Source organism: Streptomyces sp. NRRL S-340 (genome assembly GCF_000720185.1).
Lineage (GTDB): Bacteria > Actinomycetota > Actinomycetes > Streptomycetales > Streptomycetaceae > Streptomyces.
The window spans coordinates 69,917-82,987 of record NZ_JOIY01000032.1 but is presented as its reverse complement, the minus strand read 5'-3'; the positions used below and the strand labels follow the sequence as shown (position 1 = coordinate 82,987).

7 protein-coding genes are annotated in these 13,071 nt (G+C 73.2%); 3 read left to right on the top strand and 4 right to left on the bottom strand.

The window, feature by feature from the left end; all coding sequences use genetic code 11:
- Positions 1–477 precede the first annotated feature (477 nt).
- The gene (locus IG64_RS24245; protein ID WP_037859800.1) at positions 478–3,810 is read left to right on the top strand and encodes a S8 family serine peptidase; all 3,333 of its coding nucleotides are present in this window, start codon (positions 478–480) and stop codon (positions 3,808–3,810) included.
- Positions 3,811–4,347: 537 nt separating this feature from the next.
- A complete protein-coding gene (locus tag IG64_RS24240) occupies positions 4,348–5,364 on the top strand; it encodes an aspartate-semialdehyde dehydrogenase (RefSeq protein WP_037859798.1) in 1,017 nt (338 codons plus the stop codon).
- Positions 5,365–5,387: 23 nt separating this feature from the next.
- On the opposite strand, the gene IG64_RS24235 is transcribed toward IG64_RS24240, so the two are convergent.
- Entirely contained in the window at positions 5,388–5,903 is a 516-nt protein-coding gene (locus tag IG64_RS24235; protein WP_051813298.1) for a DUF1203 domain-containing protein, read from the bottom strand.
- Between the two features lie 112 nt (positions 5,904–6,015).
- Here IG64_RS24235 and pepN point away from each other — a divergent pair, with 112 nt between their 5' ends.
- Positions 6,016–8,595, top strand: coding sequence for an aminopeptidase N (gene pepN, locus IG64_RS24230; protein ID WP_037859794.1), 2,580 nt, complete (start codon positions 6,016–6,018; stop codon positions 8,593–8,595).
- A gap of 252 nt (positions 8,596–8,847) precedes the next feature.
- Here the strand turns inward: pepN and IG64_RS24225 are convergent, their stop codons facing one another.
- The 3 genes from IG64_RS24225 to IG64_RS24215 all read right to left on the bottom strand — a co-directional run bounded on the left by IG64_RS24225 (position 8,848) and on the right by IG64_RS24215 (position 12,518).
- Complete coding sequence (locus IG64_RS24225) at positions 8,848–9,768, bottom strand: LysR family transcriptional regulator (RefSeq protein ID WP_037859793.1); 921 nt, start codon at positions 9,766–9,768, stop codon at positions 8,848–8,850.
- Positions 9,769–9,817: 49 nt separating this feature from the next.
- Positions 9,818–10,828, bottom strand: a complete 1,011-nt coding sequence (locus IG64_RS24220) for a DMT family transporter (protein ID WP_078884194.1) — start codon at positions 10,826–10,828, stop codon at positions 9,818–9,820.
- 160 nt (positions 10,829–10,988) lie between these two features.
- Positions 10,989–12,518, bottom strand: a complete 1,530-nt coding sequence (locus IG64_RS24215; RefSeq protein WP_078884193.1) for an FAD-dependent monooxygenase — start codon at positions 12,516–12,518, stop codon at positions 10,989–10,991.
- Positions 12,519–13,071 lie beyond the last annotated feature (553 nt).

Genomic DNA, 13,071 nt, shown 5'->3' with positions numbered 1-13,071 from the left:
GAGACGTTACGGCAGCGGGCGGAGCGCCGGGGGCCGTTCGGGAGCCGTTCGGGCCCGGCGGGGCGCGCGGGGGCGGACGCGGGGTGGGCGGACGCGGGCCGGTGGCGGGGTGGTTGCCGGGGGGGCGGCGAAGAGGCTGCGGGGGGTGCCCGGGCGGTGCGGTGCGCCTGTCCGGATCGTCAAGGGACGGCAGGGGGACCGGGCGCACGGGCTCCTTCGGCGGGCACCGTGCGAACGCGGGCCGCCACCATGCGCGTTCACCGGCCCTCGACATGTGGCGGAAAAGGGCGCTTTGCCGCCTGGTGTCCGCCGTGGCGCATGGCGGGATTGCGCCATGCGTCCATCCCGCCTCGGTCAACTCTCCCCAAACATTGTCCTCTTGGGTAAAGCTGAGCGATCGTCCGGCACCGATTTCCGGACGACTGCGATCACAACCGGTCGCACCCCGCCTGGTTCCTCCACCGACAAGGGATGCCGATGACCTCCGACTCCCCCCGCGCCCCGGGCGCCAGACGCCTGGCCCGCATCGCCGCGGCCACCGGCGTGGTGGCCGCGCTCTGCGCGGCCGGACCGCTGCCCCTGGCCGCCGCCGCCGACGGCGGCCCCGTCCCCTCCGGTCCGGCCGTCCGGCCGGCGAGCGCGAAACTCGGCGCCGACGACGCCGGCCTGCTCGCCACGGCCAAGGCCGACGGCGCCAAGAACGTCACGATGATGATCGCGACCGCGCCCGGGAAGACCGAGCAGGTCACCCGGCAACTGGACGCGGTCAGGGGCGGCTCGGTCGGTCTCACCCACGACGGGCTCGGCTACGTCCGCGCGACCGTGCCGACCGCCGCGGCCGACTCGGTGATCAGCGCAGCCGAGAAGCTGTCCTCGGTGCACGCCATCGACCTGCGCCAGGAGATACCGCTCGACGACCCGGCACCGGACGCGGGCACCGCCCAGGACGCGCCGGGCGAGAGCGCGCGGGGCAAGGGCGGGCAGGGCAAGGGCGACAGCGCCGCCTACCCCGCGCCCGGCAGGAACACGCCCGCGGCCAACCCGTACAACCCGTCCTTCGAGACGGGCGCCGTCGACTTCGTGCGCCGCGACGCGCAGGCGGACGGCCGGGGCGTCACCATCGGCATCCTCGACTCCGGTGTGGACCTCGGCCACCCGGCGCTCCAGCGGACCACCACCGGCGAGCGCAAGATCGTCGACTGGGTGACCGCGACCGACCCGATCATCGACGGCGACGCCACCTGGCGCCCGATGGTCAACCCGGTCTCCGGGCCGGCCTTCACCTACGGCGGCCAGAGCTGGAAGGCCCCGGCGGGCTCGTACGAGATCAGCACCTTCAAGGAGTCCGCGACCGCGGGCGGCGACGCCAAGGGCGACGCGAACCGCGACGGCGACACCACCGACTCCTGGGGCGTCCTGTACGACCCGGCCGCCGGCACCGTCCGCGTCGACCTGAACAACAACAACGACTTCACCGACGACACGCCGATGAAGCCGTACAAGGACGGTTTCCAGGTCGGTTACTTCGGCACCGACGACCCGAAGACGGACGTCGTCGAGCGGCAGCCGTTCGTCGTGCAGATCCGCAAGGACGTGCCGATGGACCCCTACGGCGGGTCCTGGACCGGCAAGAAGGCCGACTTCGTCAACATCGGCGTCATCGAGTCCGAGCACGGCACCCACGTCGCCGGCATCACCGCCGCCAACGGCCTGTTCGGCGGGAAGATGAACGGCGCGGCCCCCGGCGCGAAGATCGTCTCCTCGCGCGCCTGCACCTGGAGCGGCGGCTGCACCAACGTGGCGCTCACCGAGGGCATGATCGACCTCGTCGCGAACCGCGGTGTCGACATCGTCAACATGTCCATCGGCGGTCTGCCGGCGCTCAACGACGGCAACAACGCGCGCGCCGAGCTGTACACCCGTCTGATCGACACCTACGGCGTCCAGCTCGTCATCTCCGCGGGCAACTCCGGCCCCGGCGCCAACACCATCGGCGACCCGGGCCTTGCCGACAAGGTGATCTCGGTCGGCGCCGGCATCTCCAAGGAGACCTGGGCCGCGAACTACGGCTCCGCCGTGCGGACGCGGTACGCGATGATGCCGTTCTCCTCGCGCGGCCCGCGTGAGGACGGCGGCTTCACCCCCACGCTGGTCGCCCCCGGCGCGGCGATCAACACCACCCAGACCTGGCTGCCGGGCTCCCCGGTCGCCGAGGCGGGCTACCCGCTGCCGGCCGGCTACTCGATGCTCCAGGGCACCTCGATGGCCTCCCCGCAGGCCACCGGCGCCTCCGCGCTGCTGCTGAGCGCCGCCAGGCAGCAGCACATCGACCTGACCCCGGCGAAGCTGCGCACCGCGCTCACCTCGACCGCCCACCACATCCCGGGCGCCCAGGCCTACGAGGAGGGCGCCGGCCGGATCGACGTCGTGGACGCCTGGAACGCGATCCGCCGCGGCGCCGACGCCCACGAGTACACGGTCCGGGCCCCGGTCGACACCGCGATCGACCAAGCCCTGAAGACCCCCGGCTACGGCACCGGCCTCTACGACCGCGAGGGCGGCCTGAAGGCGGGCCAGCAGAAGACCTACGACATCACGGTCACCCGCACCTCCGGCCCGGACCGGGCGGTGTGGCACACGCTGCGCATCGCGAACAACGCCGACCACACCTTCCGTGTCGTCGGTTCGCCCCTGGTGCGCCTGCCGCTGAACGAGCCGGTGACCGTCAAGGTGCAGGCCGCTCCCCGCTCGGCGGGCCTCAAGAGCGCGATCCTGGAGGTCGACGACCCCTTCACCACCGGCGTCGACCGGCAGATCCTCACCACCGTCGTGGTCGCGGACCCGGTCCGGTACACCTACTCCGACACGTCCTCGGTGGAGCGCAACAGCACCCGCTCCTACTTCCTGACCGTGCCCGAGGGCGCCAAGTCGCTGGAGGTCGCGATCGGCGGGCTGAAGGACAAGAGCCAGACCCGCTTCATCGCCGTCCACCCCTACGGCGTCCCGGTCGACAACACCTCGACGCCCTACTGCTACAACAACTACCTCGACGGCAACGGCTGCAGGCCCGACGTCCGCTCCTACGCCGACCCGCAGCCGGGCGTGTGGGAGGTCGAGGTCGAGGCGCGCCGCACCTCGCCGCTGCTCGACAACCCCTACCGGCTGGACGTCGCCGTCCTGGGCGCGTCCTTCGACCCGCAGACCGTGACCGTGCCCGAGGCGAAGGCCGGCACGCCGGTCACCGCCTCCTGGAAGGTGACCAACGCCTACGCCGCCCTGGACGGCAGGCTGGCCGGCGGTCCCCTCGGCTCCGCCAAGTCGGACCGGCCCACCGTGCGCAACGGTGAGAAGCAGACCACGACCGTGACCGTCCCCGAGGGCGCCAAGTCGCTCGACGTCGCCATCGGCGGGGTCTCGGACAAGTCGGCCGACCTGGACCTGGTCGTCTACGACGCGAGCGGCAAGGAGGTCGCGAAGTCCGCGGACGGCGACTCCGAGGAGTCGGTGTCGATCGCCTCGCCGGCGGCCGGCACGTACACCGTGGAGGTCACCGCGTACTCGGTGCCCTCCGGTTCCACGGCGTACGACTACCGGGACGTGTTCTTCTCCGCCGCGCTCGGCACCGTGTCGGTGGACGAGTCGGCGGCGGTCAAGCTGGGCACCGGGGCGTCGGCGACGGTGACCGGCCAGGTCACCGCCGCGGCGCAGGCGCCCGAGGGACGCGAGTTCTTCGGGCAGGTGCAGCTGGTGAACGCGCGGGGCACCGTCGCGGGCACCGGCAGCGTGAAGATCGGCAAGGTCCTGCCGTAACCACGGCGACCGGTGCCGGTGGCCGCGGCGGCCACCGGGACCGGTCGGACCGGTAGGACCGGCGGGGCCCGGGACCAGTGGGGCCCGGGACCAGTGGGGCCCGGGACCAGTGGGCCCGGGACCAGTGGGACCGGTCGGGGAGGGCGGGCGTCCGTGCGGGCGCCCGCCCTTCGCCGTTCCCGGCCGTTCCCGGCCGCCGCCCTCGCCAGCCCGGCCGCCCCGGCCGTCCGTCCCCCGGCCGCCCGCGCCGTTGCGTACGTCACATCGCCGTATACGGCCGGATCGCACGGGCAGGCACGGAGCAGCACAGCTTGCGGTCCGCGCGCCCGGGCGGACGAATTTCTGCAGCTCACCCGGGGTGAGCGCCGCAGAACCGCAACCGCGCGGCTGCCGGACTCGTCCCTTTCGGCGGGACGCCGGCGGGCACGCGGCGCAAAGAAGTGGACACCCGGGCCGGGGCCGGCCGCATGATGGAAAGGCCGCGGCCGGGCGACACGCACGGCACACGCACGTACAGCACACGCCAAGGGAGACACCGTGAGGGTCGGAATCGTCGGAGCCACCGGTCAGGTCGGCACGGTCATGCGCAGGATCCTCGCGGAGCGCGACTTCCCGCTCACACAGCTGCGCCTGTTCGCCTCGGCCCGCTCGGCGGGGACGGTCCTGGACGGCGTGACGGTCGAGGACGCGTCGACCGCCGACTACACCGGCCTGGACATCGTGCTGTTCTCTGCGGGCGGCGCCACCTCCAAGGCGCTGGCCGAGAAGGTCGCCGCGCAGGGCGCCGTGGTGATCGACAACTCCTCGGCCTGGCGCCGCGACCCGGACGTGCCGCTGGTGGTCTCCGAGGTGAACCCGCACGCCGTCGCGGACCGCCCCAAGGGCATCATCGCCAACCCGAACTGCACGACGATGGCCGCGATGCCCGTGCTGAAGCCGCTGCACGCCGAGGCCGGGCTCGAGGGCCTGGTCGTCGCCACCTACCAGGCGGTGTCCGGCTCGGGCCTCGCGGGCGTGGCCGAGCTGCACGGCCAGACCCAGAAGGTCGTCGCGGACGCCGACAAGCTGACCCATGACGGCGCGGCCGTGGACTTCCCCGAGCCGTCCGTCTACAAGCGCCCGATCGCCTTCAACGTGCTGCCCTTCGCCGGCAACCTCGTCGACGACGGCCTGAACGAGACCGACGAGGAGCAGAAGCTCCGCCACGAGTCCCGCAAGATCCTGGAGATCCCGGAGCTGAAGGTCTCCGGCACCTGCGTGCGCGTACCGGTCTTCTCCGGCCACTCCCTCCAGGTCAACGCCCGTTTCGCCCGTCCGATCAGCGTGGAGCGCGCCACCGAGCTGCTGTCCGGCGCCCCGGGCGTCGCCCTCTCCGACATCCCCACCCCGCTGCAGGCCGCCGGTCAGGACCCGTCCTACGTCGGCCGCATCCGCCGCGACGAGACGGCGGACAACGGCCTGGCGCTGTTCATCTCCAACGACAACCTGCGCAAGGGCGCGGCCCTGAACGCGGTGCAGATCGCGGAGCTGGTGGCGGCCGAGCTGAAGGGCTGACCGGCCGGCCGCCCGCCCCGGCGTCAGGGCCTGCGCACCTCGTAGAGGAAGCAGCCGTACTCGACGGCCCGGACGTGGACCAGTGCCACGTCCGGATCGTCGAACGCCTGCGCGATGGCGGCGCCGAGGTGCGCGGCGCCCGGCTCCACCAGCCGCCCGCCCAGGATGCGCCCCCCGGCCGAGTAGCGGCGCACCACCCGATGCGCGTTCGTGAAGGGAAGGTCCGCGCCCTGCGGCCCCGCACACTCGCGCCCGTGGACGAAGACGGGCCCCTGCTCGTCGTACGCCCCCGGCGCGGCGCCCGTCTCGGCCGCCCAGCGCCGCAGCGGCGCGTAGCTGACCAGCGCGATCACCTCGCCCGGCGCGCTCCTGCGCAGGCAGCAGCGCAGCGGCGCACCGCCCTCCTCGTCGGTGAACGGCGCCGCCGGGCGTCCGGCGTCGTCCCGCTCCCGCAGTCCGGCCAGCACGGCCGGGCCGATGGCACGGGCGCGTCCGACCGCCCGCTCTTCCACTTCTCGCGTCGCTTCCGCTGTCGTCATGCCTCCAGGCTCGCCTGTTCGAACGCCGTCCACCGGCGGAAATCGGTCGTCGCGTCGGGCGCGGGTCGCATGGAAGGATGACGCAATCCACACATCACGAGGAGATGACCGCGTGCCTGGCACAAACCTGACTCGCGAAGAGGCGCAGCAGCGGGCGAAGCTGCTCACCGTTGACTCGTACGAGATCGATCTCGACCTCTCCGGCGCGCAGGAGGGCGGTACCTACCGGTCCGTGACCACGGTGCGCTTCGACGTCGCCGAGGACCGCGCCGAGTCCTTCATCGACCTGATCGCCCCGGCCGTCCACGAGGTGACCCTCAACGGCGACGCGCTGGAGCCGGCGGAGGTCTTCAAGGACTCCCGCATCGCCCTGCCCGGCCTGCTCCAGGGCCGCAACGTCCTGCGGGTCGTCGCCGACTGCGCCTACACCAACACCGGTGAGGGCCTGCACCGCTTCGTCGACCCGGTCGACGACCAGGCGTACCTGTACACGCAGTTCGAGGTGCCGGACGCCCGCCGGGTCTTCGCCTCCTTCGAGCAGCCGGACCTGAAGGCCACCTTCCAGTTCACCGTGAAGGCGCCCGAGGGCTGGACCGTCGTGTCCAACTCGCCCACCCCCGAACCGCAGGACAACGTCTGGGTGTTCGAGCCGACGCCGCGCATCTCGACGTACATCACCGCGCTGATCGTCGGCCCGTACCACAGCGTGCACAGCACGTACGAGAAGGACGGGCAGTCCGTGCCGCTGGGCATCTACTGCCGGCCCTCGCTCGCCGAGTTCCTCGACGCGGACGCGATCTTCGAGGTCACCCGGCAGGGCTTCGACTGGTTCCAGGAGAAGTTCGACTACGCCTACCCGTTCGCCAAGTACGACCAGCTCTTCGTGCCCGAGTTCAACGCGGGCGCGATGGAGAACGCGGGCGCGGTCACCATCCGCGACCAGTACGTCTTCCGGTCCAAGGTGACCGACGCGGCGTACGAGGTGCGGGCGGAGACGATCCTGCACGAGCTGGCCCACATGTGGTTCGGCGACCTGGTCACCATGGAGTGGTGGAACGACCTGTGGCTGAACGAGTCGTTCGCCACCTACACCTCCATCGCCTGCCAGGCGCACGCCCCCGGCTCGCGCTGGCCGCACTCGTGGACGACGTTCGCCAACTCCATGAAGACGTGGGCCTACCGGCAGGACCAGCTGCCCTCCACACATCCGATCATGGCGGACATCAACGACCTGGACGACGTCCTCGTCAACTTCGACGGCATCACCTACGCCAAGGGCGCCAGCGTCCTCAAGCAGCTGGTGGCGTACGTCGGCATGGACGAGTTCTTCCGCGGCGTGCAGGCGTACTTCAAGCGGCACGCCTTCGGCAACACGCGCCTGTCCGACCTGCTGGGCGCCCTGGAGGAGACCTCCGGGCGCGACCTGAAGACCTGGTCGAAGAAGTGGCTGGAGACGGCCGGTATCAACATCCTGCGCCCGCGGATCGAGACGGACGCGGACGGGGTCATCACCTCCTTCGCCGTCCGCCAGGAGGCCCCCGCGCTGCCCGCCGGCGCCAAGGGCGAGCCGGTGCTGCGCCCGCACCGCATCGCGATCGGCCTGTACGACCTCGACGAGGCGAGCGGCAAGCTGGTGCGCGCCGAGGACGGCCGGATCGAGCTGGACGTGGACGGCGAACTGACCGCCGTACCGCAGCTGGCCGGCCGGCGCCGTCCGGCGGTCGTCCTGCTCAACGACGACGACCTGTCCTACGCCAAGGTCCGCCTGGACGAGCAGTCGCTGGCGTTCGTCACCGAGCACCTCGGCGACTTCGCGTCCTCGCTGCCGCGCGCCCTGTGCTGGGCCTCCGCCTGGGACATGACCCGCGACGGCGAGCTGGCCACCCGCGACTACCTGTCCCTGGTGCTGTCCGGGATCGGCAAGGAGTCCGACATCGGCGTGGTGCAGTCGCTGCACCGCCAGGTGAAGCTGGCCATCGACCTGTACGCCGACCCGGCCGCCCGCGACGCCCTGCTCACCCGCTGGACCGACGCCACGCTGGCCCACCTGCGCGCCGCCGAGGCGGGCAGCGACCACCAGCTCGCGTGGGCGCGCGCCTTCGCGGCGACCGCCCGCACCCCCGAGCAGCTCGACCTGCTCAACGCCCTGCTGGAGGGCACGCAGACCATCGAGGGCCTGGCCGTCGACACGGAGCTGCGCTGGGCGTTCGTGCAGCGGCTCGCGGCGGTGGGCCGGTTCGACGAGGCGGAGATCGCCGGCGAGTACGAGCGGGACCGGACCGCCGCCGGTGAGCGGCACGCGGCCACCGCCCGCGCCGCCCGGCCGACCGAGGAGGCCAAGGCGGAGGCCTGGGCGTCGGTCGTCGACTCCGACAAGCTCCCGAACGCCGTCCAGGAGGCGGTCATCGCGGGCTTCGTCCAGACCGACCAGCGCGAGCTGCTGGCGCCGTACACCGAGCGGTACTTCGAGGTGCTCAAGGACATCTGGGCCTCCCGCTCCCACGAGATGGCCCAGCAGATCGCGGTCGGCCTGTACCCGGCGGTCCAGGTCGAGGAGGACACGCTGCGCCGCACCGACGAGTGGCTGGCCTCCGCCGCCCCGAACGCGGCCCTGCGCCGGCTGGTCTCCGAATCGCGCGCGGGTGTCGAGCGCTCGCTGAAGGCCCAGGCGGCGGACGCGGCCGCCAAGTAGCGGCGGCGCGACAGGCGCGGTACCGCGCCGTACGCGCGGCACGGCATGCGGGGAGCGCCCGGTCTCGGCCGGGCGCCCCCCTCCTTGCCGGTACGACGCCCCGGCACGGCATGCGGGGAGGGGGCGCCTGGTCTGGGCCGGGGCGACGCCCCGTCTGGGGTGGGGCTCTCTTGCCGGTGGGACGCCCGGTTCGAGTTTCGCCCCCTTGCCGGGTGCCGGTGCCGGTGCGGCCGGGCCGCGGTCGTCCGGGGGTCAGGCCGGCTGTTCCTCGCCGGTGAGGCCGGCGGCCGCCGTCCGCAGGGCCGCCAGGACCGTCCTGCGTGCGGGCGCGTCCCGCGCTCCCTTCCGCAGGGCCGCGACCACGTGCCGGTACGGGCGGTCCGCGCCCAGGGCGCGCATCACGACCCCGTCCCGGCGCACGGCCGCCATGCGGGGCACGAGCGCCACGCCCATGCCCGCCTCCACCATCGCCAGGATCGCGGTCCACCCGGCCGCCGAGTGCCCCTGGTACGGGCTGAACCCGGCGGCCTCGCAGGCCGTCCGCGTGATGTCCGACCAGGGGCCGCTGCCGCCGAAGATCCACGCCTCGGCCGCGAGGTCGGCCAGGCGCACCCGGGGCGCCGCGGCCAGCGCGTGGTCCGGCGGGAGGGCGAGGTCGAGCGGGTCGGCGAGCAGCGGCACCCGGGTGAAGCCCGGGTCCACCGGGGTCGGCGCGTGCGCGGCCAGCGACAGCGCGAGGTCCACCTCGCCGGCGGCCAGCAGGTCGTACGCCTCGCCCGCCTCCGCCTCCCGCACCCGCACGGTCACCCCCGGGTGCGTCGCCCGCAGCGCCCGCGCGGCCGGCACGACGAGGGCGGGCACCGCGGTCGAGAAGGCCCCGACCCGCACCTCGCCGGTCTCCCCGTGCGCGTACGCGGACAGTTCGGCCTCCGCGCGCTCCAGTTGCTCGAACACCGCCTCCGCATGCCGGAGCACGAGCCGGGCCGCGTCCGTGAGCCGCACCCGCCGTCCCTGCGCCTCCAGGAGCGGCACCCCGAGCTGGGCCGCCAGGTTGGTCAGCTGCTGGGAAACGGCGGACGGGGTCATGTGCAGCGCCTCTGCCGTCGCCGTCACGGTCCCCCGCTCCCCCAGCGTCCGCAGGATGCGCAGCTTCCGGATCTCCCACTCGGCCATGGCGGCAACCTATACGCCGGGGCCGGGGCGGGCGGCGCCACCGCGGGCCTCAGCGGCGCGAGGCGGTCCCGAGGACGACACCGCCCAGGATCAGCGCCATGCACAGCGCCTGCAACGGGCCGACCGCCTCTCCGAGCAGCGCCCAGGACAACAGGGCCACGCAGACCGGCTGGACGTAGTAGACGAGTCCGGCGCGGGTGGGTCCGACGAGGGAGATCGCCTTGTTCCAGGAGAAGAAGGCGACGGCGGAGGACAGCACACCGACGTAGAGGAGGGGCAGGACCGTGCCGGGCCGGACGTCGAAGCCGCCCTGGACGGCGAAGCTGGCCACCTGCACGGGCAGCAGCATGACGGTGCCGAACAGGAACGTGGTGAACAGGAAGGCGGCACCGGCCAGTTCGGCCGGGCGGCGGCGCAGCAGGGCGCTGTAGGAACCGAACGAACAGGCCGCCGCGATCATCCACAGGTCCCCGGCGGAGAACGACGCCGCGCCGCCTCCGCCGATGAGCAGCACCACACCCGCACACGCGGTCAGCAGTCCGGTGACCCGGCGCGCGCCGAGCCGTACGCCGCCCGCCCGTTCGAGGACCGCCATCAGCACCGGGGAGGCCGCCATGATCATGCCCATGTTGGCGGCCGGGGTGGTCAGTCCGGCCTGGTTGACCAGGGTGTTGTAGACGGTGACGCCGAGCAGGGAGGCCAGCAGCACGAATCGCAGGTGGCGGCGGATCAGCGCGCGCTGCCGCCAGGCGGCGCGGGCGCCGAAGGGGGCCACGGCGACGAGCGCCACGACCCAGCGCCAGAAGGCGTGCTGCACGGGCGGCACGCTGTCGTGCAGCGCCCGGGAGGTGACGAAGCTGCCCGCCCAGACCACGGTGGCGAGGGCGGCGAGCGCGACGCCGAGGGCGACCGGCCTGGGGGCGCGGGCGCCGGAGGGCGGGGCGGGAGTGCCGGGGGCGGCGGTGCCGGGATTGGGGGCAGGGGTGCCGGAGGCGGAGGTGCCGGAGGCGGAGGTGCCGGAGGCGGAGGTGGGTGTGGTCCGGTGCAGGACTTCGGCCACGTGGGTCCTTTCGCTGTGCGGGGCCAGGACGACGAGCCCACCGTGACAGCGACCGACCTGTCAGGTCCATCGAATCTTTTCGAGCATTCCTTTCAGCCCGCCTGAAAGGTGCAGGAGAGGGACGGAGAGGGGCGGCGCCCCGTTGTGATGCCCCTGCCGGTCACCCCACGTGGGCGGCGAGCGCCGCCTCGATCGCGGCCGGGTCGGCCGTGTCCGCCGCCCAGGCCACGTAGCCGTCGGGGCGGACCAGCAGGGCCGTACGGCGTCCGCTCGCCCAGCGTGCGACGGCGAGCCGCCCGGCGCGGCCCTCCCCCGCCTCATGGGCGTCCGGAGTGACGAGGGCGAAGCGGCCGCCGCGCAGCGCCTCGTAGAGCCGGCCGCCCCCGGCCAGCGCCACGTCCGGGGCCCGGACCCCGACGAGGCGGTGGGAGCCGCGCGGCGCGCGGTACCGGAAGGCGATCCCGGTGACCTGACCGGCGGCCAGCCGGCGGGCCGGCGGGAAGGCGTCGAGAACGGCGACGAGCGCGGCGCGCAGCGCCCGGGTCCAGGGACGCCTGGCCATGGCGAGCCGCACGATGCCGCCGCTGCTGCGCAGCACGGCCCTGCCGACCGGGTGGCGTTCGGCCTGGTAGGTGTCCAGGAGCGCGTCGGGTGCGCGGCCGGTGACGACCTGGGCGAGCTTCCAGCTGAGATTGGCCGCGTCCTGCAGGCCGGTGTTCATGCCCTGGCCGCCGGCGGGGCTGTGCACGTGGGCGGCGTCCCCGGCGAGGAGGACCCGGCCGACGCGGTAGGCGGGCGCCTGGCGCTCGTCGCTGTGGAAGCGGGACGTCCAGCGGGCGTCGTGCATGCCGAAGTCGCGGCCCAGGGCGAGCCGGGTGATCTCCTTGACCTCGTCGAGCCCGACGGGCGTGTCGTCGGGCACGTCACGGTCGCGGCGCCAGCAGATGACGCGGTGGTAGCCGTCGCCGAACGGCGCGAGGAAGGCGAAGGCGTTCCCCACTGCGTTCACGGTCAGCAGCGTCTCGGGCGGCTCGGCCAGCCGTACGTCCGCCAGGACGACGGAACGGATCACCGACCGCCCCGGGAACGGCAGCCCGACCGCCGCCCGCACCGCGCTGCGCATCCCGTCCGCGCCCACCGCGTACGCGGCCCGCAGCGCCGCGGTCCGCCCGTCGGCGTCCCGCACCTCCACGGTGACGCCGTCCGCGTCCTGGGACAGCCCGGTCACCTCGGTCTCGTAGCGGAAGTCCACCCCGTTCTCTGCCGCGCGACGCTCCAGCACCTTCTCCACCTCGTACTGCGGCAGGACGAGGACGTGACGGTAGCGGGAGGGCAGGCCGCTGAGGTCGATGGCGAGCCGGCCGAAGAGCTCCAGCCGGTCCAGGGGGCGGCCGACGGCCTCCAGGCGGTCGGCGAGGCAGCGGGCGTCGAGCATTTCGAGGGTGCGGGCGTGCAGGACGAACGCGCGGGAGAGGTTGCTGATCCGGTGGGGGCGCTTCTCGACGAGGGTGACGGGCACCCCGGCGGCGGCGAGGTCACCGGCCAGAAGCAGCCCGGTGGGGCCGGCGCCGACGACGATCACGGAAGCGTTCACGGGAGAGGCCGGAGGGGTCGGCGAGGCCGGAGAAGATGCCTGAGACGCCTGAGATGCCTGAGAGGCAGGAGCGGCCGGAGAGGCGTGAGGGTTCATCGAGGCCTCCTCGAAGGCTACGCGTAGGCCAACAGTTGTTGACTGACGTCCACTGTCAAGGTAACTCCGAGACGAGAGAGCGTCAACAGGTGTTGGCATACATTTGTGGGCCTACGTTTGTAGGCATACGGGTGTTGGCCTGCACTTGTCGCCTGCACTCGTTGGCGTACGCCGGTTGACCTGCACTTGTTGGCCTGCGCCCGTTAGCCTACATCTGTTGGCCTACGTCTGTTGGCCTGCGCTCGTCGGCGTACGCCCGGTTGGCCCGCACTCGTTGGCGTACGCCCGTTGGCCGCGCGTATGGGCACACCGCCGTAGGCCTGCGCCTGGGGGCCAGCACTTGTGGGCACGCGGTCATAGGCCTGCGCCTGCGGGGCAACATTTACGGGCACACGCGCAGCCATCGACCTACACGCCGGGGCCGGCGCTCGTTGACGCACGGCCGTTGGCCTGCGCGGGTGGGCCAGCACTCGTTGGCGCACGGCCGTAGTCCTGCGCGGGTGGGCCGGCACTTGTCGGCGCGCGATCGCAGGCCTGCGCGGGTGGGCCGGCA